The organism is Paenibacillus sp. LC231, assembly GCF_001860525.1.
In the GTDB taxonomy this organism is placed as follows: Bacteria; Bacillota; Bacilli; order Paenibacillales; family Paenibacillaceae; genus Paenibacillus_AQ.
In genome coordinates, this window is the sequence record NZ_JFOM01000016.1 from 82,971 (window position 1) to 109,884 (window position 26,914).

Sequence of the window (26,914 nt, forward strand, 5' to 3'; positions counted from 1 at the left end):
TCTGCAAACAGCGAAACCGAGCAAGAAGGACAGCTCACACCTCTCCCCAGTACACCTTCGTCTCATAATCAAAAAACACGCAGCCAGCCTGCTCATTCCGTTCAAATATCGTGCGCAGTTCGTTCATCATTGGATCGTAGTTCGGATGTCCCGGCAGCGGAGCGTAAGATGACGAGTGCAAGCGGCCGCACAATCCCTCATAATCAAACGTCTGTCGATTGAAGAACTTCGCCTCCCTCATGTCCCCTGCCCGAAAAAAAGCAGCCAGCGTTTCGCGCGAAATATTCTTCTGATCCACTTCCTGATAATCGGTGCCATAGGTAAGGAGCAGCTGCTCATACGCCTCCAGGAACGGCGTTCCCTGCGTGAGCCTGGAATTCCATATCAGGGCAACCTTTCCGCCCGGTCTGAGGATCCGCCGGAACTCCGATTGGGCGGCATCACGGTCAAACCAATGAAAGGCCTGGGCGCTCACGATATGATCCACCGATTGATCAGGCAGTCCCGTCACTTCGGCTGAACCCGAAACCATTCGAAAGCCGGGCTCGCCTTCAAGGTCCGACTCGGCAGCTTCCCGCATCGCCTGATTCGGCTCCACAGCGGTCACGCGACTTCCCCGCTTCAGCAGCAGCTTCGAGAAAATCCCCGTCCCGGCGCCCATATCGGCAATCTCACCGTCCAATCCTACCGTATCATACAAATAATCCATGACCTCTTGCGGATAACTCGGGCGATACTTCGTATACGAATCGACGCGATTCGAAAACCGTTCCTTGCTGTTCATCCTAAACCACGCTCCCATCCAAGATATAAGCGAAATCCAGACAACGACGATCACGGTTTCATTAGATGAAACCTAATTTCATTTTCAACTCCATTTTATATCAACACTTGCTTATTAGCCAGCTTTTGTTACCTAACGCCTAACCAGATCGGCGAAACTCTCGTGCGAAACACTTGCAATACAGATAACCCCGCATTCGCCTGAGCAGGCAACCGGGGTTATCCGGGATTGTATCTAAGGCTCATACTCGCTCAGTTTCCCTTCATAGATCAGTTGCAGGCGCTCGCTTTGGCGAAAATCGTCCGGCGTCACCAAGGCCGGCAGCTTATCCCATAACCTGACTCCGGACCGCTGCAGAATCTCCGCCACGAATTGCGAACAGAAGTAGGAGTTGCTGAATTCGATCGGTTCCTTTAGGGCGATGCCCAGGACGCCCAATATATTATAAAAATACTTTTTGTCCTTTCGGATAAAAGCCTGCAGGACCCGCTTCATCTTCGCGATGTCGCGTTCCGATACCTGAAGCTCATAGATGACGCACGTCGTGTTGGGATATTTACTGAACGTTCCCGTCTTCAAATCCTCCTTCACGAACCCGCCGTTCAGAGGATTGTTCGGATTCTTTCTCCCGAAGCTATATAACTCCGACAGCTCCCGATTAAAGGAGATCGAAGCATGGTTGTAAGGCGCCCTCGTGTAGCCCTGAATGACTTTCGTAAAGAGCGTTCCGGTATTGGTAAGCAATATAAAGACCGATTGATCCTCTACCATTTACGAAATTTCCCCTTATCCGTATTGAATTATTCCTTCATAATAACATATGATTCCTTTAGTAGAACAAGAATGATACCCGTGATAAGTTGGTGATGATAGGCATATGGACAGCTCGCTTTTAACCTTAATTCTAATATTCTCCGTCTTATCGGTCATCCAGCTGCTCTATTATGTGATGAGCAAGACGCAGCCGAATATCGACTATACGGAAGTCGGATTTCGCATCAAAACCTGGTGGGGCATGCTGGTCATCTTCTGCTTGGCCACGCTTCTGAATCCCGTGGTTTCCCTGCTATCCCTTATGGTGTTAACCTTCTTTACGCTCAAAGAATATTTCTCGATGATCAAAACACGAAAAGCCGATCGTCGTTTGTTTCTATGGGCATATTTAACCATACCGGTCCAATTCTATTGGATCTACATCGAATGGTACGGGATGTTTATCGTGTTTATTCCGATTTATGTATTCCTGGTGCTGCCGCTTCCGCGGTTGATTAACAAAGGCACCGTCGGCTTTATGCGCAGCGTCAGCTCCACCCAATGGGGTCTGATGCTCATGGTTTTCGGTCTCAGCCACCTGGCCTATTTCCAATTTGCCACGCCTCAGTATGGAGCAGGGCTGGTGCTGTTTCTAGTCGTCTTAACGCAGCTGAACGATGTGGTGCACACGATCGCCTCCCTCTATTTTGGCAAACGAAGAATCGTGCCCACCTCGAACCCGAATCTGACTTGGGAAGGCTTTGCCTGCGCATTTATCGTAACCACCGCAAGCTCCTATCTCATCTATCCCTATCTGACGCCGCTCAGCCCGACGTTTGGCCTTCTGTCCGGCATGCTGATCAGCCTCGCCGGCTTCTTCGGCAGCTTGACGGTTTCTGTGCTGAAGCGCGATTTGTTAATCGGGGATGACGGACGGTTCGATGCCTTGAAGAAAAGCTATCTGAGCCGGGTCGACAGCCTGACCTATACCTCACCAATCTTTTTTCATTTCATCCGTTACTTTTACGACTTTATGTAGAAGTGCCAGACAACCCCTCAGGTACAGAACGGGGCGATGCAACCTTTAGAAGCCATAACCATGCGAGCTAGGCTCAACTTGGTTATGGCTTTTTACAATGCATTTTGGGTCGTGGACGAAAAATATTACACACTCAGACCCGTTTTCCCTTGGGGTAGGGTACATAGTTACATGGTCTGTCCGCTATCCACGGTGATGACTTGACCGGTCATCGCTTCCTGCTCCAAGGCTGTGCAAATCATAGCGGCAATATCCTTGGGTGTTGATATGCGCTGTAAAGGAAGATGGGGAGCGAGACGACTCATTTCTTGTTCCCTTCCTGCCCACCATCTTGTCGCCACGGCACCGGGCACGATACAATTCACCCTTATGTCAGGAGCAAGAGCCCGTGCCAACGATTTCGTAAGGCCGTGAACGGCTGCTTTGGATACGGCATATGGAAGCGAGGAACCTAATCCTGTTTGTCCGGCTATACTGCCAATATTAACAATAGCTCCATTAAGTTTCTTTTTCATGAAAGGGGCCACAGCCCGCGCACAGTAAAACATACCCTTCACATTCACATCGAATAACTCGTCCCATACCTCCTCCGCTGCTGCCTCCAGATCGTCCATCGGAATATGCTTGGTGATGCTGGCATTATTCACAAGCAAATCGACCGTGCCAAAATGCTGAACGACAGTCTGGATCATAGAGCGTACTTGCTCGTCTTTGGAAACGTCAGCTTGTATGGCTATAGCCCGACCTCCATAGCTGTTTATCCATTGAGCAGCTTCATCCGCATCGGAACGGGAGCTTGAATAGTTTACGATCACGGTTGCCCCCCGTTTTGCCAACTCGAAACTGGTTGCTCTGCCAATCCCCGTACCACCGCCCGTAACCAGCGCCACTTTATTTTTAAGTTCCATGAAGCTCACTCCTCCAGTATCTAATGATAGTTTCATTGTAATTCCCACCCTGAAATTTGTATAATTGAATTATTTGAATAAACAATTCAATTATATTGAACGCTGGAGGATCTTGGATATGGACCTTAAAGCATTAAAAACATTTCAATTGATCGTGAAATACGGAAGCTTTATCCGAGCTGCGCAAGAAATGAACTATGCTCAATCAACAGTCACAATGCAAATTCAAAAGCTTGAATCTGAACTGGGCACCCAGCTAATACAACGTGGTAAAGAAATCAGTCTGACGGAAGCCGGTAGGCTTTTTTACGACCAGAGCTTACAAATCATAAAAAGTATAGAGCACCTGCAGACCAGCCTATCGGATCTGAAATCAGGTGAATCAGGACATATACGGTTGGGTGTAACCGAACCAACAGCCAGCTACCGTTTACCAGCGATCCTTGGAAAGTTTATGTCCATGCATCCCAACATCCGTATTTCCGTAGATATCTCGAACACTTCAACCCTTAGTGAACGGGTTCAAAAAGGAGAAATCGACTTTGCGCTTTGTACGGCACCTGAGCTGCGTTCGGGGTTATTTTACGAGCCTCTGTTCGAAGAAGAGTTTGTGGCATTGATGCCCGAAAACCATCCACTTGCGCAAAAAGCGGTGATTATGCCAGATGACTTTCAAGGGTATCGCCTGCTCATTACATCAGCGATTTGTCCATATCGCAGAAAGCTGGAAATGGTTCTACAGGAAACGGGGAACGTAGTGCTTGAAACCATGGAGATCGGGAGTATGACGGCGTTGAAGTTTTATGTAGAGAACGGGTTGGGAATTGCCCTTGTTCCGAAAATTATGGTGGAACCGGAAGCGACGGGGACAATTGCCAGGATCCCCGGCGGGAGTCTGATACATATGAATTTCGGGATGTTGTGTAAAGAATCGGATCCTCAACACATGGCGGTTCGAAAGCTTTATAAATATTTGAAGGATGAATTAAGGAGAAACATACTATGAACCTGCTCTAGATGGTTTTAATGGATGGCTTAGAAGTTGCACGAAATCTTCCAGAATCCATGGGCATCCCATGCCAAGTCGCTTTAGCCGCCTAAAATATAGAAAGTCGAACCAAAACAGAGACTGCTCTCGAAAAGCATCTATGTATTCGTTTTCTTGCTCTATAGAGCGGTTTTACATTTAGGAGTCCATTACGATAGTTTATTACATAGAGTGTTATATGGGTTTATATGGAATGAAAGGTTTTAATTGGATGATATTATCCCTTATTACCTGGATTTTCCCCCTTGACATGGCTTGTTATAGAAAAAGCGCATACCTAATCCGAGTCCAATAGAGTAGGCGCACCATATTGGTCTTCATCACAAAGAGAGACAGAGAAGAGAGGAGTGAGAAGTTTGCAGTACTTTTTTTATGGATTAGCCGGCGTATTTCTCGTGTTTCAAACCCTGTATACCTTCATCCCGCTGCTGTGCAGCAAGGTGAAGAAGCTAAATCCCGATCTCGCCGAAAAATCAATCTCTGTGCTCGTCCCCGCATACAACGAGGAGCTGACGATTCGAAATTGCATCGATGCCATGGCGGGCTTGCGCTACAGCAACTATGAGATCATGATCATCAACGACGGCTCCAAGGACGGAACCTTATCCGCCCTAGACGAGCTCCTGGATCTGGAGCCGAGTACCAGATCGGCCGACAGCAAGCTGAACTACAAGCCGATAAAAGGATTCTATCGCTCCAATCGATACCGCCATATTTATGTTATCGATAAGGTGAATGGCGGAAAAGCGGATTCGCTAAATGCTGGAATCGATCATGCCGCCTCCGATATCGTCATCACACTGGATGCGGACAGCATGCTGGAAGCCGACTCGCTCAAGTATGTGAATCAATATTTTCACGATAACGACATCATTGCGCTGGGCGGTACCGTCAAAATTGTACAGGGCGCCGTGCGGGACAAGAACGGGGCCATCGTTGAGAAGTTTCGCGGAAGAGGGCTCATCAAGAGCCAGATCATCAATTATACGCACGGCTTCTACGTTCGCAAACTCACGCAATCGTATTTTAATTCCATCGTTGTGATTTCAGGCGCGTTTGGCGCTTTCTATAAAGACGTTCTCATTCATGTTGACGGCTTCCGCAGCACGGTCGGGGAGGATATCGACATTACGCTGAAAATCCACGAGTACATTAAGGCCAATAGCCTGAAGAAAAAACTCGTCTACGCCCCCGAAGCGGTGTGCTACACCGAATGTCCGGAGAATCTACCCAACTTCTATAAGCAGCGCATTCGTTGGCAAAAGGCCTTTATTGACTGCATCCTCATCTATTGGTCCAGACTGTCCCGGAAATTCAGCGTCAGCGTGAGCCTGTTCTTTGCGATTGACGGATTTTTGCTGGGGACACTCTCCGCGTTTACTACTATTTTTTATCTGGGGCAGACCCTGATCGTTGGCGGAAACCTCCTGCATGCCATCATCTTCCTGCTGATGAGCGTGCTGCTGAATGCGGCACAGATCATGATCGCCCTGTACTTATGCCGTAAATATGGCAGTACGTATACATTTTCCGATTATATGAAGATGTTCTTGTTCAGCCAAGCGGAGCTGTTAACCTACCGAAATTTGCTGCTGTACATTAACATTGCGGGGACATTCAAATATTTTGACAATGATGAAGGCTGGGGCTTCGTGGAGCGCAAAGGCGTGGCCGCCATCAGCCAGAACATCGCCGCAGGATCGAATTAACTTATGGTGAAGGAGGCTGCCTGAAACAGCATGGTTCCCAATAAAAGAATTATCTATGTCGATATCCTACGAATTCTATCCATTGTTGCCGTCATTATCCTGCACTACACGGCGGAGGTGCTGACCAGCACGAATGATTTCAATTCCTCCTCCTGGTGGATCAGCAACGGCTTCAACTCCATATCCCGCTTCGCTGTACCGGTTTTCTTCATGATCAGCGGAGCGATGATCCTGCGCACGAAGATTACATCCTACAGGGAGTTTTATACAAAGCGCGTCGTACCGCTGCTCATTCCCCTTCTGACCTGGTCGCTCATCTATGGCTTGTACAATCAATACTATCTGATGCGAAGCAAGCTGAATGCCTATGAGTTCGTTGTTGACTTCGGGTATCGGCTGCTGACCGACCGGAATTATGTGCATCTGTGGTTCCTGTACGCCATTATTGCCATATACATGACGGTGCCGCTGATGAGCAAATTTATCAAATCCTGCAGCGAGAAGGATCTCCGGTATTATCTGCTCCTCTGGTTCATCGTCAGTATCGCCTATCGCTTCATCTCGGATACCGTATTTCGTGCAACGGATCAATACATCAACATCCCGATCATGAACATCCCGTTCTTTATGGGCTTCCTCGGCTATTTTATACTGGGGTACTATCTCTTTCATTTCGAGCTGCCGCTCAAAGCCAAAAACATCCTATACAATCTGGGCATCATCTCGTTTTTTATCACGCCGGTAGCCACCTATTTTGTCTCGCTGCGCAGCGGTGTTCTGGATGAAATGTTCTACGGCAACTATTCGATCACCACGTTCTTCATGGCTGTCGGACTGTTTATCTTCTTTAAGGAAAAGGAGGCACGAATCAGCGATCAAGTGAACCATAAAATCCAGAAATTGATCAGCTCGGTCTCCCGGGCGAGCTTCAGCATCTATCTGATTCACCTGCTGGTCGAGATGATGTTATCCGGCCGAACCGAGGTTGAGGCCACGTTTTTGGAAGCCTCCCTCAGTCTGATCGTGAATATCTCCATCATCTTCGCCATCAGCTACATCACCGTCAAGGTGCTGAACCTAAGCAAGACGGCAACCTACATTCTATTCGGCGGGCGGGGTTAAAGGACGATGCGAATAACGATATATACGAAAATATTCATTGTGGTGCTGCTTGCGGGCATGGGTCTCTATTTCTATAAGATCTCCGCGGCAGAGGACCGGAAAATCACGGCAGTCTACGTGGAGGCCTGGCAGGATTACCGAAACATCAAGCTATCGGAGAAAGGCGTGGATATCGCGTTTATCGCTTTTGCGAAGATCAATGGAACGGACCTCTACTTCCATGAAGACAGCACGACCAACAACCAGATCAAAGAAAACATCAAGCAGTTGAAAGCGGCGAATCCGAAGACCCAAATGGTGCTGGCCGTAGGTGGCTATGGTGCGGATGGATTTTCCGACGCTTCGCTGGAAGGCAACCGGTACCTTTTCACCGAGAGCATCATCAACCTGGTCAAGGAGCTGGATCTGGACGGCGTGGATATCGACTGGGAGTATCCGGCGTTCCATGCCTGGAATACGCAGAAAGCGCGCCCGGAGGATACGAAGAATTTCACCAGTCTGATGAAGGAGCTGCGCGAGAAGCTGTACAGGCTGCCTCACAAGAACAAGAAATATCTGCTGACGTTTGCCTCCGGAACCCAGGACTGGTATTTCCAAAACGTCGAGGTCAAAAAAGTGGAGAAATACGTGGATTACATCAACGTCATGACCTACGACCTGACAGGCAAGTGGTCCGACACCACTGGCTTTAACTCCAATCTGTATGTGGACAGCCAGGGGAAATCCAAGCACTCCATTGATGGCATTATCTCGATGTACCTGGACCATGATATCGACAGTCAGAAGCTGCTGCTTGGCGTCCCTGCTTATTCGTACGGCTGGAAAAACGTGAAGGTGGCCAAGGGTGCCAAAGACGGACTCTTCGCTCCCGGTACGCCCATCGACATCGACAAGGTGAACCTCAATTATAAGCAGATCGAGAAGGCCTACCTGAACAAAAACGGCTTCATGCGTTATTACGACAACAAAGCGAAGGCCGCCTACCTCTATGACGGCAACACCTTCATCAGTTACGAGGATCAAGAAGCCTTAAAGGAGAAGGTGGCGTACATCCAGAGTAAGAATCTCGGAGGGGCGATGGTCTGGCAGTACTCCCAGGACGCGGAGGATGGCATCGTGAAGTATCTGACGGAGCATTTGAATGAGAGACAGCAAGACGACAAGCGGTAACATTCAATACCTTTTCTAAGCTATCCTTGACAGCATCTTTACTGGGGTATATGCCTGGCGTCACCACGCCCCTACCACAAAAAAGCCGATGATCATCGCAGTCGAATGCAGATCATCGGCTTTTTGAATCTGTCAGACTCTCGTGAGTGCCTAGTGCGGCCGTTTAAAGAGCTTGCCTGCTAACCATTTTATCGTCTCTTTAGGATTCCCAAATACTCGATCCAAGGCCCCACGTCATTCCGGTAACGCTCAGCCAACACCCGAACGATTTGAGACGTGTGCGTTAAATCGTGCACCACCCACGTCGACAGCAGCTCTCTCAACTTCACCACACCGAATGCCGGGTGCAGGCCGGTCCGTTCGAGATTAGGCTCGGATTCCATTAGATCCTTTAGTTTAGCCAGGTTTTGAGCACGGATAACCTTAAATGCATGCAGCTTTTGATCGATAGATCCCCCGCCAGGTTCGTTTAAGTGAGCGTAACGGTCAAAGGGCGGAAACGGCTTGCCCTCGCCTTCCTGCAGCATAAACTCCAGCCGCGGTATCCAATTGGTCCGCTCACCTTCGATTAGGTGCTCAATCACTTCCATGGCATTCCAGGTGCCTTCCCCTTCATGGCTCCTAAGCCATCCATCCGATAAACCGGATAACATGTGCTCCAAGGTGACGGGGGTTCGCTCCAGAATCTCAACGGCTTCCTTGATATCAAAATTCATAACCCTCAGCTCCCATCCGTTCCGTATTCACCATGCCACTTCCTATAGAAACCGGAATCGTCTCGATTTAATAACGCAATCGACTTATTCTTAGTTCCACATGAATTCGTATCCTATTTTTACATTGATCACTTTTCACCTGTGATTCTAACAGGCTCTATGTGACTGTATCGATTAAAGTAAAGAACTTTGTCCCTTTTGATCCATCTAATCACGATATGGGAGAAGATAAAGAACCATAACAGACCTGTAAGGAAAACCACCCCAATTGCAAAAAGGTTGGCTAGAAGATCTTCACCCATATGATTAGAAAATATCTCCGATAAGGCTGAACACAATAAAGGCAAATAGACAATGGCGTAACGTCGACTCAAACTTCCTATCCAATTCCCCTTTTCCGGAAGTAATCTCATGCGAACGATCTTAGAACCCACCGTATTTCCTTTCCAAATCACAGGGATAACGACCATCAACACAAAGAAAACAATGGCAAAGATGATCTCGTCAACAAGTAATCCTGGACTCTTCAGCAACCCGAATATAAAGCCGGTTATCACTCTGGCAATCATAATATTTAGAAGAACCTCCATGAGCTGGGCACCAAAGGTTGCTTTTCTCTGATTGTGAAAGAAGTGGCTTTGCTCACTAAGGGTTTCCCGCGATGGTATTAACACCAAAAACATGGGGGCGAGTATAAAGCCAAGTACAGTCCCAACCGTATTCGTTAACAAATCATCTACATCAAATATACGATAGGGGCATTCATAAAAGCCAAACAAAGCGGTTCGTTGGGTTATTTCAAAGAAAAACGAAACACCAAAGCCAATAAGAGCAGCATGAAACCATTTCGCTTTCCCCCTAAAAAAATATCTCAGAAAAACACCTAATGGAAACAAAAGCAAAACATTAAAAAACATTTGATAAAAGGCCCGCGTTGTTAACACATGGATATAACTCGAAGGGGCCGTCCAATGAAATCCGCTTTCGCGTTGAATATCCCGTATAAATTGAAAAGGATGATATTGAGTAAAAATCGTGCCGGGATCCATTGAAGCACAATTATTCCGGGCGCTGGGGAGTGGGAAAATCACTAAGAAGAAAGCACTTAATCCATAGAAGATAAAACTTAAGATAAGTAATGTTCTCCAAAAGCTAAAATACCCATGTTTACGATACTGATAAACGGCCCAAGGGAGCGTCAGAAAGGAAGCTAATACAAAACAAATGGATAAAGCAATGAAAACAGGCATTACATAGGCTTGCATTTCATTCTCCCTTTCTAGAAGCAGCTACTCTTTAGTGTTTATATAAGTGTTTCCAAAAGATTGATCCGGCAATACTTTATGATCCAGTTCATCAAAGGGCACATAGACGTAAATGATCTGTGAATAAAAATCGATATTGACTTGGTGTTAACACCAAGTTGTACGATAATAGGGCAAACCAAGCGCTGCTGCAGAAAGAGGTGCCAACATGGGAGACACATTTTCCATCAAACAAGTATCTAAACGAACCGGTTTGACTGAGGATGCCATTCGCTATTACGAGAAGATCGGTCTCCTTCCTCCTCCCGCAAGGAAAGATAATGGCCATCGTGTATATCACATAGTGGATGCCGAAATTATGGAACTCATCACATGCCTAAAGAAGACAGGAATGTCACTGGAGGATATGAAAGCCTATGTGCATCTTCCCTTTAAGGAAAATATTCAATCCGTTCCGGAGCTGAACGCTATGCTCCAGAATTACCGTCAGAAAATTACCGATCAAATTTCGGACCTGCAGCGCATTCTGCGGTTCATCGATGACAAGTTGATCCATAATCAGTCCCTGTTAAAACCCGATAGGGCGACCAGTGAAGAATCTTAAGTATAGGAGAATGACACATGACACATAAAAGAAATAATCGAGTCGCCTTGATCTCGGGCGCAAGCTCCGGCATTGGCTTGGAGCTAACCAAGCGATTGTTATCCGAAGGCTGGCAAGTCATCGCCTTGATCCGTTCTGCCTTTCCAACGGACGATGCACAGATTCAAGATGCACTGCGATTGCGCCAGCTCATAACGTACAAGGCTGATTTATCGGATTTCAAGGATCTCCAAGCCTCGCTGGATCAGATCAAGAAACACGAGGGTCATATTGACTTGCTGTTCAATAACGCAGGAGTCTCCTTCGGCGAATTATCCTACTCCCAACAAGGGCGCGAGATGCATTTTGAAGTAAACTCTATCGTCCCTTATATCATCTTGATGGAGCTGAAGGAGCTTCTTGGGAAGGGCAGCTTCAAGACGGTAATCAATACGTCTTCGAATGCGTTGTTGTATCTCAAAGAGTTCGATCAAAGTACCTTGGCGTCCCCTGTCGGGTTCAAGAAGCTGATTGGGCCTTATGCGGCGAGTAAATTAGCCTTATCGTTGTGGACTCAGGAGATCGCCCCTTCCATGCAGGCAGATGGCATTACGATCCGAAGCGTTTGTCCGGGAGGGAATAAAACAACTATGACCAAAAACGCCGGGATGCCAAAATTCATGATCCCGATCCGTAACCTGTTCTTCTCCCATCCCAGTGAAGGAGCTTCACGTCTGTATGAAGCAGCGCTAGGCCGTTCCCGACAATCGACGGGCGTCTTTCTCAACAAGGGCAAGATAACGCCTTTGAAATTCTCAAGCCAAGGTGCAGCGCTGCTTAGCACGATCGAGCTAATCTATAAGCAGGAGTTTGCAGCCAAATCTTAGAACCTATGCAGCGGAGAATTCGTGATGTTTTCAGCCTTTTCTCATGAAGACTAGTTATCGAGCTGCCATTCCTCCATGAATCGTAGGGTGTTGCGCGCATGATAATCAGCCAAATTCGAAGCAAAGACCTGATCCGGAAATCCACGGTGAAGCAGCTTCAAGCCGCCCGAGGTTAATGAGATATAGTGATGCAGACGGTAAAATAGCATCCGATTCGGATCAAGCCCGTTTTGTTGGAAATACCGATAATGCTTCCCGAATCGCAGCTCAAGAAATGTATGTTCATGCTCGATGTCGAAGAATTGCGCACCTTCAATATCAATGAGATAGGGCTCTAAACGGTCTGTGACCAGGACATGGTCGGGTCCCAACTCGCCGTGGATAAAGCCATATCGCTTGCGTGAATCTATCCTGGATTCCAGTTCATGCAACACAGCGAGCAGCCTGTCGTGATTCTTCCGGATACTCTCGTTATGCAGCACGATATAGGACAGCTGTTCCTTGGCATTTTCCAGCTGTACAAGATGGCATCGCTCCCGTTGATTCCCGCTTTGATCGGGCTTTCCATAGTTTTGTCTGTGGTTTGCATGCATGCGTGCGACCATGGTGCCCACCCGTTCAAAGACCTCATCCCGAACCCGTTGATCCGGATGCTGAAAGTAGGCTTCCGCCTTCTGTCCCTCCATATATTCGACTAATGCATAGTCAAACGGGTATCGCTCCCGTTCCGTGTGCAGATCATATAGAGCAGGCGTAGAAATACCATGCTCCTTTAACCATCTGTTATTGATTTCGAACGAATGGCCGCCAAAGGATCGTTCATGCACACTTTCGTTCGCTATTTCTTCCTGAAAATAATTCTTCGTCAAGTCCCACACATACAACACGCATGAGAATCCATTTTGACACTGGATCTTATAGACGACCTTTTGCGCCCCGCCATGCATCCTCGTGACATCCGCCACAACATAACCGGTACCCAAAACCTTTCCGACATACTCCTGTACATCTGTTTCATCGAGGTGACAAGTCCAACTCATGAGACCACGCTCCATTTCATTTGGTTTTGCCGGCTTCCCTACTCTATGGCATTTCCGGGCAAAAAAATAGACTGTTTCTTTCGGCTCTGCTATGATGTTGAATAATGTCTCGAATAAAATAGTCATCCGATGAATAGCCCTTGGACACCAGTCCAAGGGCTTTTTTGATAGCACCCGATTCATGCTCACTATGGGAACGTTCCGCTATCCTTACGTGCCGCAGAAGGTTCGGTAAGGACGCGACAGCTCAGGCACGATAGCATACTCCGCTTGTTCCGGGGAATGCGCATATGGATCGGACAGCGCATGGAGCAGCTGCTCCATCACGCTGTAGTCCCCCTCCTGCTCCGCTGCTTCCAGCGCTTCCTCCACCCGATGGTTCCGGGGAATGACCGCAGGATTGCTGCTGCGCATTAATTGATGGGATTGTTCCTTCGATTCCTGCTGGCTGCCAATTCTCGCCTGCCAGCGCTCATACCAGGAAGCCAATTCGGATGTGCCGTTTAGAGGCGTATCCTCCAGCTTGTCAAACGTTAACGCACGAAAGGTATTGGTATAATCCGCCTGGTGATTTTTCATCATCTTGAGGAGATCTTCGATCAGGGATTCGTCGTCCTCCTCTTCATGGAAGATCCCCAGTTTGGCTCTCATGCCTGCAAGCCACAGCTCGTGATACAGATCGGTAAAGGTCCCGATCGCACCCTCGGCCAGCTTGACGGCCTGTTCCTCATCTTCATGCAGCAGTGGCAGCAGGGATTCGGCCAATCTTGCGAGATTCCATGCCGCAATATACGGCTGGTTCACATAGGCATAGCGGCCTTGTGAATCGATGGAGCTGAATACCGTATTCGGGTCAAAGGTATCCATGAAGGCACAAGGGCCATAATCAATCGTTTCGCCGCTGAGGGTCATATTATCGGTATTCATCACCCCATGGATAAAACCAACGAGCTGCCACTTGGCGATTAGAGCGGCCTGACGCTTGATGACCTCCTGAAGCAAGACCAGATAACGGTTGGCGCCGTCACCATGGTCAGCCTCCGGGTAATGCCGCTGCAGGGTGTAGTCTGCCAGAATCCGCAGATCCTCGGTTGTACCCGCTCCCCTTACGTATTGAAAAGTCCCCACTCTCACATGACTCGAGGCCACACGGGTCAGAATCGCACCCGGCAGCTCCCTCTCACGAGTGACAGGCTGGCCGGTGGACACCACCGCGAGGCTGCGGGTAGTCGGTATCCCCAGCGCATGCATGGCCTCGCTGATAATATATTCGCGCAGCATCGGACCCAGAGCCGCCCGACCATCTCCTCCACGGGAGTACGGGGTCCGGCCCGAGCCTTTAAGCTGAATATCCATACGCTCATCCTGCGGCGTGATTTGTTCACCCAACAGGATCGCACGACCGTCGCCCAGCATCGTAAAATAACCGAATTGGTGCCCGGCATAAGCCTGTGCGAGCGGCGATGCCCCCTCGGGTATCTCGTTACCCCCGAGGATCGCTGCACCCTCTGGGCTCTTCAGCCCCTCGGCGTTTAAACCCAGGGATGCCGCCAACGTCTCATTAAGGATAATCAGCTCCGGTGAGCGCACAGGCGTGGGATCTTGTTTGGTAAAAAAGGACTCAGGCAGCTCGGCATAACTGTTGTCAAAATTCCATCCTATATCGATCATGGCTTTCTTATGGGTCATGGGATCTCCTTCTTCAAGCAGGTTGATGTGACAGTATCTACTTATTATTTAAACACAAGTCGCTCTTTGTAGGGTTTACTGAAGGAAATTTATTATTCTGCTGGTTCAAAGGCCATATACTTTCTGATATCTTAAAAAAAATCGCTGTCGAGAATGCCTCGACAGCGAATCGTACCCATCCAGATATTAATCCCGATTCGCCAGCTTCGCCAGCAACCGGATAATTTCGATATATAGCCATACGAGCGTAACCAACAAACCGAAAGAGCCGTACCACTCCATATATTTGGGTGCACCTTGCTGTGCTCCCTCTTCGATAAAGTTAAAATCGAGTATGAAATTCAGCGCAGCAATGATGATGATGACAACCGATATTCCGATGCCGATCGGGGTGCTGTCGTGCAGGTAAGGCACCGCCACACCGAACATGCCCAGAACGAAGCTAAACAGGTATACAAGTGCAACGCCGATGGTTGCTGCAATGATCCCCTTTTTGAAGCCTGCGGTTGCCCGGATCAGACCTGTTTTATAAGCGAGCAGCATCCCGAGGAATATGCACATCGTCAGTAAAGCCGCTTGCAATGTGATTCCGTAATACAGATTTTCGTAATGAGCGGATAATGCCCCGAGGAAAAATCCCTCCACAATCGCATAGATGGGCGCCAAGTAAGGGGCTGCCTTCGGCACAAAGCTGATGATCAGCGCCAGAACAAAGCCGCCTATGGCTCCCCCGATCATGAACGGGAATACATCATACCCGTTAAAATACATAACCCACGAAATGACGGCTGCCCCGATCAGCAGCGCGAGCAGCATGAACGATTTGTTCACCGTTCCGCCAATCGTCATCGTTTCCTGGCCGTTGTAATACCCACTCTTCTCAAATGTTTCCTCGTTTAGTGTCGGATTTCCACTGCGCCCTATCAATTAAATGCCTCCCTAACCTTCTTTTTTGTATTCATTTTAGCATAGGTTGGAATATTTTAGGATACGAAAAATATTGCATCATCATCCAAAGATTCTAACAATACATGGATCATCGGGAGAACTAATATAACCCCTATCTTTACATATACAAAGAAAAAAGCATCTCCCACTCAGGAAATGCTTTATTCATTTTATGCTTATGTTATTTTTCCAGTCCGCCAATAAATGCCTCAAAGTTCGTAGCAAGACGGGTAATCTTGTAATCATTGTTTTTGCCCACATGGATAACCTCGGGCTCCCCGTCATTTCCGGATGAACGGTAGTCCAGCATCACGACCTCGGATTGGGAAGGACAATCGCAAATGACCACGCCAATCTCAGGGTATCCGCCATGCTCGATCATATAGCGGCTGCCCAAGCTTCCGCACAATGATTTCTTCTTCTCTCGTCCAATGCCCAAAATACCTGTAATTTCAATATAATCCTGCGCTCCATCTCCGATAGGAAATTTCCGTTTGCGGGGAATCCCGCCATTATGTAATTTCATTGCTTGAATATAAGAGGCGGGAAGCTTGAAGACTAATGCTTCCTCCACGGATTCAATCAATTCATCCGTAGGCGGAGCCGAGACGTATTGGTCTGCCTCAAGCGCGCCATCATCCCAGAAATTCAACACATCAGGGTCCGTATAAGACACTTCAGTGGGTTCTTTAGCAGGTTTCGGAGCGGTTTTGTTCCGAATCCACTCCAGAAACTCCAGCGTATCCTCATCGCCGGGATCCAGGTGATCAGCCACTTCAAATGCTTTGCGAGCATCCTCATACCGCTCCAAATAGTAATAAGCAAGGCCTATGCGGTAATGCCATAAGGGATCATCCTTGCCCTCTTCTTGAATGGATAGGAATTGCTCAACCGCCTCTTCATAACGTTCAAGATTATTCAACGCTCTGCCCAAGTGACTGATCAGCGCATAATCGCGATCTTCCGCAGGAATCTCCGTAATCGCATCTACGATTTCTTCAAATTCATCCTCTTCATGCCACTCTTCCAACTGCTCTATTAGCTCCTCACTCATCGTTTCACGCCTCCCACTCTAATCATCTTTCTGAGATTATACCATTCCGGCATGTCACTCTCCAGCATAGTGAAGCTAGCGGTGCATACTATGCCCTTGGACAAGACTATGCTCTTTTGGGACCTGCTTTACGATCCCTCCTGGTTCGAATGTATAAATTTCAATATCAAAACCAGATTCACAGTATAATAAATGAGCATACTGTAGATGTACGGTGAGAGCCTGTATATAGGTATTCGAATATAGCGTAGAAGAGGTTGAAGATGAGTAAGAAACACTTTACGGATTATCAATTAAGCGAATCGATTGTGAAAGCGCTAAATAGCTTGGGCTATGAGACACCGACGGAGGTACAACAGGAAGTCATTCCGGTTGCGCTTGAGAAAAGGGACCTGGTGGTCAAATCGCAAACAGGTAGCGGCAAAACAGCTGCTTATGGGATCCCGCTCTGCGAGCTAGTGGATTGGAATGAGAATAAGCCGCAGGCATTAATCCTGACACCAACCCGCGAACTGGCGTTACAGGTCAACGAAGATATCACGAATATTGGGCGTTTTAAGCGAATCAAAGCAACTCCTCTTTTTGGGAAACATCCTTTTCACATACAAAAAGCCGAGTTAAAGCAAAGAACGCACATGGTTGTGGGTACGCCGGGACGTGTGCTGGACCATATGGAACGCGGATCGCTCTCACTGGAGCGGATTGCTTATCTCGTCATTGACGAAGCGGATGAGATGCTGAATATGGGCTTTATTGAGCAGGTTCAGTCTATTATTCAACGGCTGCCTCGTGACAGGGTCACCATGTTATTCTCCGCCACGTTTCCTGAGGATGTGGCCAATTTGGCCCACAAATATATGAACCATCCTGCCCACATTGAGATTCAAGCCAGCGGTATAACAACTGCCACGATAGAACACGAGCTCATTCAGGTGATGGAGACGAGGAAGCTCGCCCTTCTTCAAGATCTGCTCATTGTTGAGAGTCCGGAGAGCTGTATCGTGTTCTGCCGTACGCAAGAGCATGTGGATAATCTATTCAGATCATTGGCTGATCTTGGCTACCCATGTGATCGTATTCACGGTGGAATGGAGCAGGAAGAGCGTTTCGAGGTCATGAATGCGTTCAGAAGAGGGCAATTCCGTTACTTGATAGCGACGGATGTAGCCGCGAGAGGTATCGATATCACGAATATCACTCATGTGATTAATTACGATATCCCGCTTGAGAAGGAAAGCTATGTTCATCGCACGGGACGTACGGGGCGAGCAGGCAAAACGGGTAAAGCGATTACTTTCGTCACACCAAGGGACGATAGAAGATTAGCCGACATTGAAGAGTATATTGGGTTTCCCATACCCGTAGTGAAAGCTCCCTCCAAAGAAGAAGTCGATCACCGGCGAGAAGCTTTCGGGCACAAACTAAGAATCCAACCCGAACTGAAAAAGGATAAGCGTGAGCAATTAAACAAACAAATTATGAAGCTTAACTTCAATGGCGGCAAGAAAAAGAAGCTTAGAGCCGTAGACTTTGTCGGAACAATTGCCAAGCTTGAAGGGGTAACCGCCGACGATATTGGGATTATTACGATCCACGATTTTGTGACGGATGTTGAGATTCTGAATGGCAAGGGACCTCTTGTGCTTGAAATGATGAAAAACACGACGGTAAAAGGCAAGCTGTTAAAAGTGCGCCAAGGGAATAAATAAAAACTTAATAAGAACACTGACATAACGCCGTCAGTCATCGCAGCTCATAATAGCTATAACACCAACCATAGCGGGTTATAGGAGGAAAATAATAATGAGCACACACCCAACATTGCGAGGATTTGCAACCATCAGTTACTGGTCGGACGATATGGAAGCGGCAAAGGCTTGGTATTCGGATCTGCTGGGTATAACGCCTTATTTCGAACGTTTGGGACCCGATGGTCAACTGGCCTATGCCGAATTTCGAGTTGGAGACTACCAGCACGAGCTGGGTCTCATTGATCGCCGTTTTGCCCCTGCACAACCAACGTCCGGCCCCGGCGGAGCGATCATGTACTGGCATGTCGATGATATAGAGGCCACCCTGAGCCAATTGAAATCCATGGGTGCTAAAGAGTACGAGCCGCTCGTGCATCGGGGGGAAGGTTTTATCACGGCATCTGTTACAGATCCATTCGGCAACGTGCTCGGCATTATGTACAATGCTCACTATCTAGAGATGCTGAATTCACGAAGCCAGGGGTGACCCAAAAACATGGAAATCGATAAGACGGTACACGTGCAGACTCGGCAGGATTGGCGGAAGTGGTTAAGTGATCATCACCGTGCTGAAGATTATTGTTGGTCGATCATTACGGACCCTTCCGTAAATTATTTGGATTTGGTTGAGGAAGCCTTATGTTTTGGCTGGATTGACAGCACACGCAAAAAAATGGATGCCACGTATACAGCACAACGTTTCTCGCCCAGGAAGAAAAACAGCAACTGGTCAGAGCTCAATAAAGAGCGCGTCCGACGGTTAGAGCGATTAGGATTAATGACTGAAGCAGGAAAGAAAGTACTGCCCGATATGAGGACCGAAGCTTTTGTAATTCAGGAATCTATATGGATGGAGTTGCAGCAGGACGAAGTGCTATACCACAACTTCAAAGCCCTGCCAGAGCTATATGTTAGAGTCAGGATCGACAACATCCAGTCCGTGCAAAGCGACGCAAGTCTGTATCATACACGATTGGATAAATTCATCGAACATACTCGTATAAATAAAATGTATGGAAAATGGAATGATGATGGTCGTCTTTTAGGGAAGTAAACCCCTCAAAGCCGAAACTATGCTTCCCTTCTATGTTACTTCACGCTCCAGGCCCCAAAAGGAGCAGCGTAAGCTGCTCCTCATTCATCATGACCTCCATTTGCATCCACTTTTACACCACATACTCCGCCATAATCTGCTCAATATCGAATGGAGTAACCCCATTTTCCACCGAAAAGATCGTTTCCGCCTGATCCGCTGTATCTACCCACTCTCCTCTTGCCTTCGCATGCAGCATGAAAAGATCATACAGGTCAGCTTTCCGTAAGGTTGTCATGGCTTTCCCCATCAAGACCATCCCCTTCTGATTCCCTTCTACATTGTTGTAGTAATGTGGATGTCTCGTCAGGGACAGATCGGTCCAGATAACCGTACGTTCCGCCAAATCCAAAATAACAGGAATAGCGATCTGCGTATCTGCTGCGACATCGATTTTATTGGCCACCGTCGATGGCTCGAATATTTCACCGGAACCGGGTTTCTTGCGCATCATCCAGCCCACGAAGCACTCCGGCAGGTTGCAGTACGGTTGATTCGTAAACGAATGAAGAGTCGCCACAATATAACGTCCGCCGTACTGGACGATGGATGGAATATGCAAATCAATGAATTCGCATGCTCCTTGAGGGGCCGACACGATGTCTCCGCTGTGGACAGCCTTGTAATTGGATGACCGCAGATTCGTATAAGAGATATGCTCGACATACTGCCAGTCGTGATCATACATGACGGCGGACAGGTCAATATCCACGCGGCCCGTAGGCTCCCCGTCAACCCGTCCCTCCTTCCACCAGCTGAAGAAACGGATGGTATCCCCTTCCGTCATCGGCACGCGGCTTCCCCGAACCAACGTATGCAGGGCTTTGCTTGCCGATCTCTGGGAGAACGGCACATGATAGTCCTTCAAGCGCTCGTCGACATAGGCCTTTCCTAAGGGCGGCAGTGCGGCAAACCGCTGGATCAACGCCTGCTCGCATACCTGCACGATGTCCCGGCATGCCGCTTCATCAATCTCCGGGAGCGTATGGGGCACGGCAAAGGCTTTGGCCACATTTCCTTTTGGAAAAAAGACGCGCAGCTCTTGAGGCTCACGGCGGCGGGCAAAATGGTTCTTCACTTGCAGCAATACAGGCGTCGATACTTGACTCGCGACTTCGCCAAAGGCCAGTACAACATACTCCGTATGTTCGGTGGATCGCAATAACTGATCCAATCTGCGGGCAAATTCCCCCGGACGCTGCATCAACAGATCAATCAAATTCCAGACCTGGTTGTACTGAAATGCAAGCTCCACACTCCCGTTATACGTGGTAAAGGGCTTATGATTGCGTAAAATATCAAAAGCTTCCTCGCAGCGTATATACCGATGCTTATATTCGGATGGATGCAGAATTTCGCCCAAACGAATCCAGCGGTCCTTAAATCTGAGCATATCCTCCGTTATCGGATGGCAGCGTTCCAGCAATCCGAGCAACAGCCGTCTTTCACGCCGCTTAAATTTGCGAAACCGCGTGGCTTCCGCCAGACTGACATCTCCGTCTGACCACGCCACCGCCAGACGAAGGACATCGGTTGCGGTTTTGAAATAACGCCCGATCACCTCGATACCCCCCTTGTCATGCTTCATTAATGAGGCTGCCACGAATCCCGCATTCTCCTTGAACGGAATCTCGGGAGGGAGAATGGCATCCAGTTCATCCGCATCTGCTAACTTGATAACGGCCTCAATATCCTCTTTATCTGTTTGGGAGATGGAGCCTTTAGCCTGGATAAGCTGACGTATCATGGCATAAAAATCCGTTTTGCTCCCCAGTTCAATGACTTTCAGTCTGACTTCGTCCTGCAGCGGAAGTCTCTCCTCAAGCTCATACTCAGGCAGATCCCAAGTAAGGTAATGATAGATGGCATTCAGATAGAGCTCCGCGTCATCCTCCTCCATCACCTGCATCGGAAAAGCAGGATACATCGGCTCATATTTCACATGCGCACCTACCAGCAGCCTTAAATCGGCAATCAGTGGTTGGTAAAATGCTTCAAACTGTTCCTCGGATAAGGTACGAATCGCGTGTAATAGTGGATATGAGAACGCAAATCCAAGATGTTCGATGTTTTTTATAGCCGTCGCCAAATAAGCTTTCGATAGCCGCCCCGGCCCTTGGCCTTCATTTACAATCAATTTGTTCGCTCTTCGCAAATAAATGGTATTCATCATCATAAAAGAGTCCAGGAGAGCCATATCCCTAATGTCATTAAAGGAATAGTAGAAGGAAGGAATATGATAGCCTGGACGCCTCCTCTCTTGAATAAAACTCCTTCAGGAAAGCTGCGACCCTAGGTTCGCCAATTGAAATAGAAGGAAGGATCGCAATAGCCTGAAGGCCAAAGTTTCAAAGTCCATGACCTCAAAATCTTTGATGAACCCATCATCCCATACCCGATAGTCGGCCAACAGGGCGAAAGTATTACGACTTTGGAAAATAACCACCGTTCGCTTTCCCAACATTTATGACACGTGTCATACGGATCTCTTTACAGGTGTGAATGTTGCGCCGGTCGGATCGTTCCTACAATAGTGACAAGAGAACTTAGAAGAAAGAAGGAATGGGAGATGGAACAACGAAAGGACAGAATCCGCCTGCTGGACATTTTGCGGGGCTTCGCGATCCTGGGAACGCTCGGGACGAATATTTGGATTTTCGCGCATGCGGGGGACCTCAGGTACATTACTACCTTTGATCATTCCGGTTGGTGGGGAGCGAATGACTTACTTCGCATGATTGTTTTATTCCTGGTGAACGGGAAACTGCTCGGACTGCTGACCATCATGTTCGGCGTCGGTCTGGAAATGAAGTATCGGCAGGCCAAGCGCAAGGGAAAACCGTGGCCTGGCGTTTATTTGTGGGCCGTCCTGTTCCTGGTCCTCGAAGGCCTGCTGCATTTTATATTGGTCATGGAGTATGACATCTTAATGAGTTATGGAGTAACCGCCATCATTGCAGCCTTCATCGTAAAGGGCGGCGACCGGATCATCGCGCGTACGATGAACGTAATCGGCAGCGTCTTCGCTATTGCGATTCTGGCCCTCGCGGGACTTATGCTGGCTAGCGGCGCAAGCGTATCGTTGGGCAGCTTTGACGATGTTGTTGCCCTTTATCAGGATGGCACCTGGATGGAGCAAGTCCAATATCGGCTGGCGAACTTCCTTCAGCTGCGAATGGAAGCCATCCTCGTGATACCGACCAACGTGTTTCTGTTCCTGCTCGGGATTCGCTTCATGCGCTCAGGCGTATTCTCCCCGGACGAGAACGGCAAAAGGCTGCGGAAAAGGCTATTTAGGCTGGGAATATATGTAGGCGTACCGCTCAACCTGCTTATTTTTGTGCCTGGCGGCGCTTTCGATCTGCCGGTGCGCTATTTATTCGCCCCGCTGATGTCCATGGGGTATATAGCAATTTTGGCGAGAATGATACAATATACGAAGTTGGAATGGCTGTGGCGCCTTCTGGAGAATGCCGGGAAAATGTCGCTGAGCTGCTACGTGCTCCAAAATCTCATGGCATCCGCCGTATTCTACGGCTGGGGCTTGGGCCTTGCCGGCAAGCTGAATTCGGCCGCCATTATCGCCGTCTGGCTGGTAATCTCCGTGTTTCAGCTGGGCATGGCATCCTTGTGGCTTCGCGGCTTCAAGCTGGGACCCATGGAAACCGTCCGTAAACAGGCGGTAGGTTTCTTCGAATCAAGATAGCCGGATTGGGGGCTAGATATGTTCTATAAGCTGTATCCGAGGGATCAGATTAAAAGTTATTTGCTCATTGATATCATACTTACCGTATTCTTATGCTACCGGGTGTTTCGTTCGGATACGGCACTGGGATTGTGGGGCAGCCTCTTGCTGCTCCTGCTGTTCCTTGTTTCGTTCTATGTCGCGCTATGGCGCAGGGGCGGCTGGCTGCTGGCTGCCGTGCTGACAGGCCTGTTCGCCATTGGCGTACTCGGGGTATATACGGGGCCGAGCACCCTGATGTTCGGGATTATTTTTGCCGACTTGCTGGGCCGGTCCAAGTCGAAGGGGCACATCGCCATCGGCAGCGGGGCCATTGCTCTATCGTACCTGCTCGTGTTTGTTATCCGTCAGGAACCGTTGCTTGAAACGTCCAACGCCATTTACCTTCCGTTCATGATCATCCAGACGGTATACCCTATCGTCATCTACATCAAGGAGAAAGCAAAAAGCCTGCAGGGGGAGCTGGATGAAGCCAACGAGCAGATCGCAAAGTATATCCAGCAGGAGGAGCGGCAGCGAATCGCCAGGGATCTCCACGATACCTTGGGGCAGACCCTCATGATGATCAAAATGAAGAGCGAGCTGGCAACGAAATGGGTGGATAAGGATGCTGCCCAAGCCAAGCGAGAGCTAAGCGAGATACTCGATACCAGCCGAACGGCCCTGAAGCAAGTGAGGGAGCTGGTATCCGATATGAAGTTCATCTCGCTGGCAAGCGAGCTGGAGCATTCGGCCAAACTGCTGCATACAGCAGGAATTTCGCTGAGCATCGAGAATCCGGAGAAGCTCCCGCTGTTATCCAGCGTGGAGGAAACGATGCTTGCGCTCTGCGTCCGGGAAGCCATGACCAATATTATCAAGCATAGCCGTGCCAAGCGGTGCACGATCAGACTGGAAACGAAGGACCATGCCTTCGGAATCCATATCGCGGATGACGGCGTGGGGCTGGCGGGGAACCGCGACGGAAACGGCATCCCGTCGATCATGGAGCGGATGAAGACGCTGGGCGGCTCTTTCGCCATCGCCCCATCGCCTGAGGGAGGCACCAGGGTATCCTTGAATCTCCCGCTTCGCCGGCATGAAAAGGAGGACGCTTCATGATTCGAATCGTTATTGCGGAAGATCAGAAAATGCTTCGCGGAGCATTCGCCTCATTGCTTCATTTCGAAGATGACATCGAGGTCGTTGCCGAGGTGCCGGACGGGCAGCGAGCCTGGGACGCGATCCGGCAGCATCAGCCGGATGTGTGCCTGCTCGACATCGAGATGCCCCATATCAGCGGTCTGGAATTGGCCGATTCCATACGTCAAGCAGGTCTGCCCTGCAAAATCATGATCGTTACGACCTTTGCGCGCCCGGGCTATTTGCAAAAAGCAATGGATGCTCAGGTAGAGGGATATCTGTTAAAAGATGAGCCGATCGATTTCTTGATCGAAGCCATTCGGCGGGTCATGAAGGGCGAGCGGGTTGTGAGTACCGATCTGGCGGCCGCGCTCTTCATGAAGGAGGAGAATCCGCTCAGCGAACGGGAAATTGAAATGCTTCGCTTAACCAAGGAAGGCATGACCACCGGCGACATCAGTAAAGCCCTGTTTCTGACGAGAGGCACCGTTCGCAACTACCTCTCCTCCGCCATACAGAAGCTGGAGGCTGATTCCCGGCAGCAGGCCGTGGCGATCGCCGAAGATAAAGGGTGGCTGTAAAACACGTGACCCAAATTTAAACCATTTTTAACCAGAACCGTCCGCTCGTTTTAACCTTGATCCGTTACGATAATAGGAAATTGGAGCAACAAGGGAGAGAACGAGAACGTATGCGAGTATTGGAAATGGTGTTGGTGGCATCCAGCGTTTTGGTGCTGATGGTCTTACTGTTCCGTAACACAATCAACCGGACGACAGAGGCTATAGCCGGCGTCGCTTGTGGCTCACTGTTAGCCGTGCAACTGCTGTTTGAGGGCTATAGGTGGCAGATGATTCCGGCCTATATCGTCGCCGCTTTGCTCCTCGCCTTCGTCTTATTTAGACGCAGAAAAGTCGGAAAACTGCTGCGTTACACGATATTGGCTCTATCCATTGTTTTGCTGGGCGTATCGGTTGCCTTATCGGTATTGCTGCCGGTCTTTCATTTACCCAAGCCTTTAGGCGAGTTCAGTGTGGGAACAGAAACGTTCCATTTTATCGATGACGACCGGGAAGAATCGTTTACCGAGCAGAAGGGCGACAAGCGAGAGCTGGTCGTTCAGGTATGGTACCCTGCTGCGGAATCTGGACGGAGCGCAGAGAAAAATTCGGTGTTCCCTAAGGATAGAAGGCTCTTCCATGCCTATATGCAAGCTTATTCCGGATATCTGGGCCTTCCCGCTCCCACCCTCGACTACTGGAAATACAGCAAGGCCAATACATCTATCCATGCCGATTTGCATCCCGCGGACAATCCGTATCCAGTGGTGCTGCTGTCACACGGCATGGGGGTCGGCAGAATTTTGCATACCTCGCAGGCTGAACATCTTGCCAGCCACGGCTATATCGTATTCGCAGTCGATCATACTTACAGTACCGTTATGACTGCATTTCCGGACGGGCGCAAGACCGGATTCCTTACGGAGCAGTCTCAAGAGCGATTATTTGAAGACAGCCGCGCCATTTTAGATGTGTGGAACAAGGATACAGCATTTATTGTGAATCAGTTAGAGAAGCTGCATTCAGGCGCCATTACCAGCAAATTCGAAGGAATGCTGGATATAGACAACATCGGCATGTTGGGTCATTCCTTCGGTGGGGCAGCAGCTTTTGAAGCCGTTTATTCCAACCCGCGAATCAAGGCCGGCGTGAATATGGATGGCACGTTGTTCATCACGAAGGATCGGGACGACATGAAGAAACCGTTTATGTTCATGGAATCCGAAGATTTTATGAATGTGAACGAGCAGCAGGCGAAGTACCGCAAAACACCGGCCACGGATGCTGAGCTCAAGGGGCTCCGATTAACGCGAGAACAATTTGACACCATTCTGGCGAATCGGGAAACGGAACTGAAGCTGATGGACCGTTTATCGCAGCAAGGGTATGGAAGGACCGTTTATATTGAAGGAGCCGGGCATTATAACTTCACTGATCTCCAGTTGTACTCTCCGCTTATCGGACTGACTGGCATGACCGGAAGCATGAATGGAGCAAGGGGCGCAGAAATCGTCAATCGCTATCTTTTGGAGTTTTTCAACCAGCATTTACGCGGAATCGAGAGTAAGCTTCTGGCCGGTCCCACTGAGGACTATCCGGAAGTGAAATATCCGAGCTCGGTTTTTCAAGGTGAATAAATCCATAAGTATGAGTCAATGACCCGCATGAGGCACTTTGGAATAAGTGATCTTTTCGGGTCATTTTTGTTCAAGAATCAAACACCCTCCCGCTCTGTGTCCATTTCTTTGTATATTCGCTCATAATATACCTCATAAATAAAAAAATCGATTCTCATTATAAATGGTCATAGCCCCGTCAAGTAGACAATAAAAAAAGAGAAATTTTATTAAGCGGCGACTTTCTCCCGAAACTCAATCGGGGAGAGGTCGCCCAGTTTGTTTTGGAAACGTTCCTTGTTGTAAAACAAA

At 48.7% G+C, this 26,914-nt stretch carries 24 protein-coding genes; 14 read left to right on the plus strand and 10 right to left on the minus strand.

Going from position 1 to position 26,914, the window contains the following annotated elements; genetic code table 11:
- Positions 1-34: 34 nt before the first annotated feature.
- Together AK95_RS13920 and AK95_RS13925 are read right to left on the minus strand one after the other, a co-directional pair.
- Positions 35-784 (minus strand): class I SAM-dependent methyltransferase, encoded by a 750-nt coding sequence (locus tag AK95_RS13920; protein WP_071220580.1) that lies wholly within the window; start codon positions 782-784, stop codon positions 35-37.
- Positions 785-1,018: 234 nt separating this feature from the next.
- On the minus strand, positions 1,019-1,555 hold the full coding sequence (locus AK95_RS13925; RefSeq protein ID WP_071220582.1) for a hypothetical protein: 537 nt from the start codon (positions 1,553-1,555) through the stop codon (positions 1,019-1,021).
- 106 nt (positions 1,556-1,661) lie between these two features.
- On the opposite strand from AK95_RS13925, the gene AK95_RS13930 reads away from it, so the two are divergent.
- Positions 1,662-2,576 (plus strand): phosphatidate cytidylyltransferase, encoded by a 915-nt coding sequence (locus tag AK95_RS13930; protein WP_071220583.1) that lies wholly within the window; start codon positions 1,662-1,664, stop codon positions 2,574-2,576.
- A gap of 167 nt (positions 2,577-2,743) precedes the next feature.
- Here AK95_RS13930 and AK95_RS13935 read toward each other — a convergent pair whose 3' ends face one another.
- Positions 2,744-3,484: an SDR family NAD(P)-dependent oxidoreductase gene (locus tag AK95_RS13935; protein WP_071220584.1), complete on the minus strand. Its 741-nt coding sequence runs from the start codon at positions 3,482-3,484 to the stop codon at positions 2,744-2,746.
- A 118-nt stretch (positions 3,485-3,602) separates the two neighbouring features.
- Between AK95_RS13935 and AK95_RS13940 the strand changes: the two genes are divergently transcribed.
- The 4 genes from AK95_RS13940 to AK95_RS13955 all read left to right on the plus strand — a co-directional run bounded on the left by AK95_RS13940 (position 3,603) and on the right by AK95_RS13955 (position 8,533).
- A complete protein-coding gene (locus AK95_RS13940) occupies positions 3,603-4,490 on the plus strand; it encodes a LysR family transcriptional regulator (protein ID WP_071220585.1) in 888 nt (295 codons plus the stop codon).
- A 398-nt stretch (positions 4,491-4,888) separates the two neighbouring features.
- Complete coding sequence (locus AK95_RS13945; RefSeq protein ID WP_071220586.1) at positions 4,889-6,241, plus strand: glycosyltransferase family 2 protein; 1,353 nt, start codon at positions 4,889-4,891, stop codon at positions 6,239-6,241.
- A gap of 30 nt (positions 6,242-6,271) precedes the next feature.
- Complete coding sequence (locus AK95_RS13950) at positions 6,272-7,363, plus strand: acyltransferase (RefSeq protein WP_071220588.1); 1,092 nt, start codon at positions 6,272-6,274, stop codon at positions 7,361-7,363.
- Positions 7,364-7,369: 6 nt separating this feature from the next.
- Positions 7,370-8,533 carry a glycoside hydrolase family 18 protein gene (locus tag AK95_RS13955; RefSeq protein ID WP_071220590.1) on the plus strand — a complete coding sequence of 388 codons (1,164 nt, stop codon included), beginning with the start codon at positions 7,370-7,372 and terminating at the stop codon, positions 8,531-8,533.
- A gap of 188 nt (positions 8,534-8,721) precedes the next feature.
- Here AK95_RS13955 and AK95_RS13960 read toward each other — a convergent pair whose 3' ends face one another.
- Complete coding sequence (locus AK95_RS13960; RefSeq protein WP_071220591.1) at positions 8,722-9,249, minus strand: DinB family protein; 528 nt, start codon at positions 9,247-9,249, stop codon at positions 8,722-8,724.
- A 128-nt stretch (positions 9,250-9,377) separates the two neighbouring features.
- Positions 9,378-10,514, minus strand: coding sequence for a VanZ family protein (locus AK95_RS13965; RefSeq protein ID WP_071220592.1), 1,137 nt, complete (start codon positions 10,512-10,514; stop codon positions 9,378-9,380).
- 208 nt (positions 10,515-10,722) lie between these two features.
- On the opposite strand from AK95_RS13965, the gene AK95_RS13970 reads away from it, so the two are divergent.
- Positions 10,723-11,118 (plus strand): MerR family transcriptional regulator, encoded by a 396-nt coding sequence (locus AK95_RS13970; RefSeq protein WP_071220593.1) that lies wholly within the window; start codon positions 10,723-10,725, stop codon positions 11,116-11,118.
- A gap of 17 nt (positions 11,119-11,135) precedes the next feature.
- Positions 11,136-11,984 carry an SDR family NAD(P)-dependent oxidoreductase gene (locus tag AK95_RS13975; protein WP_071220594.1) on the plus strand — a complete coding sequence of 283 codons (849 nt, stop codon included), beginning with the start codon at positions 11,136-11,138 and terminating at the stop codon, positions 11,982-11,984.
- Between the two features lie 50 nt (positions 11,985-12,034).
- Here the strand turns inward: AK95_RS13975 and AK95_RS13980 are convergent, their stop codons facing one another.
- From AK95_RS13980 to AK95_RS13995, 4 genes are all read right to left on the minus strand, one after another.
- A complete protein-coding gene (locus AK95_RS13980) occupies positions 12,035-13,024 on the minus strand; it encodes an aminoglycoside phosphotransferase family protein (protein ID WP_071220595.1) in 990 nt (329 codons plus the stop codon).
- Between the two features lie 210 nt (positions 13,025-13,234).
- Complete coding sequence (locus tag AK95_RS13985) at positions 13,235-14,713, minus strand: protein adenylyltransferase SelO (protein WP_071220596.1); 1,479 nt, start codon at positions 14,711-14,713, stop codon at positions 13,235-13,237.
- A 186-nt stretch (positions 14,714-14,899) separates the two neighbouring features.
- Positions 14,900-15,640: a Bax inhibitor-1/YccA family protein gene (locus tag AK95_RS13990; protein ID WP_071220597.1), complete on the minus strand. Its 741-nt coding sequence runs from the start codon at positions 15,638-15,640 to the stop codon at positions 14,900-14,902.
- A 202-nt stretch (positions 15,641-15,842) separates the two neighbouring features.
- Positions 15,843-16,715 (minus strand): SMI1/KNR4 family protein, encoded by an 873-nt coding sequence (locus AK95_RS13995; RefSeq protein ID WP_071220598.1) that lies wholly within the window; start codon positions 16,713-16,715, stop codon positions 15,843-15,845.
- A gap of 263 nt (positions 16,716-16,978) precedes the next feature.
- On the opposite strand from AK95_RS13995, the gene AK95_RS14000 reads away from it, so the two are divergent.
- The 3 genes from AK95_RS14000 (at position 16,979) to AK95_RS14010 (ending at position 19,520) form a co-directional block, all read left to right on the plus strand.
- A complete protein-coding gene (locus AK95_RS14000; protein WP_071220599.1) occupies positions 16,979-18,424 on the plus strand; it encodes a DEAD/DEAH box helicase in 1,446 nt (481 codons plus the stop codon).
- A 94-nt stretch (positions 18,425-18,518) separates the two neighbouring features.
- Positions 18,519-18,953, plus strand: coding sequence for a VOC family protein (locus tag AK95_RS14005; RefSeq protein WP_071220600.1), 435 nt, complete (start codon positions 18,519-18,521; stop codon positions 18,951-18,953).
- Positions 18,954-18,962: 9 nt separating this feature from the next.
- Complete coding sequence (locus tag AK95_RS14010) at positions 18,963-19,520, plus strand: YdeI/OmpD-associated family protein (protein ID WP_071220601.1); 558 nt, start codon at positions 18,963-18,965, stop codon at positions 19,518-19,520.
- Between the two features lie 112 nt (positions 19,521-19,632).
- On the opposite strand, the gene AK95_RS14015 is transcribed toward AK95_RS14010, so the two are convergent.
- Entirely contained in the window at positions 19,633-21,735 is a 2,103-nt protein-coding gene (locus tag AK95_RS14015; protein ID WP_071220617.1) for a TerD family protein, read from the minus strand.
- Positions 21,736-22,128: 393 nt separating this feature from the next.
- On the opposite strand from AK95_RS14015, the gene AK95_RS14025 reads away from it, so the two are divergent.
- The 4 genes from AK95_RS14025 (at position 22,129) to AK95_RS14040 (ending at position 26,623) form a co-directional block, all read left to right on the plus strand.
- Positions 22,129-23,265 (plus strand): DUF418 domain-containing protein, encoded by a 1,137-nt coding sequence (locus AK95_RS14025; RefSeq protein WP_071220603.1) that lies wholly within the window; start codon positions 22,129-22,131, stop codon positions 23,263-23,265.
- A gap of 18 nt (positions 23,266-23,283) precedes the next feature.
- A complete protein-coding gene (locus AK95_RS14030) occupies positions 23,284-24,405 on the plus strand; it encodes a sensor histidine kinase (protein ID WP_071220604.1) in 1,122 nt (373 codons plus the stop codon).
- Complete coding sequence (locus AK95_RS14035; protein ID WP_071220605.1) at positions 24,402-25,007, plus strand: response regulator transcription factor; 606 nt, start codon at positions 24,402-24,404, stop codon at positions 25,005-25,007. The genes AK95_RS14030 and AK95_RS14035 overlap by 4 nt, the downstream gene beginning before the upstream one ends.
- A gap of 110 nt (positions 25,008-25,117) precedes the next feature.
- Positions 25,118-26,623, plus strand: a complete 1,506-nt coding sequence (locus tag AK95_RS14040; protein ID WP_071220606.1) for an alpha/beta hydrolase — start codon at positions 25,118-25,120, stop codon at positions 26,621-26,623.
- The last annotated feature ends 291 nt before the right edge of the window (positions 26,624-26,914 follow it).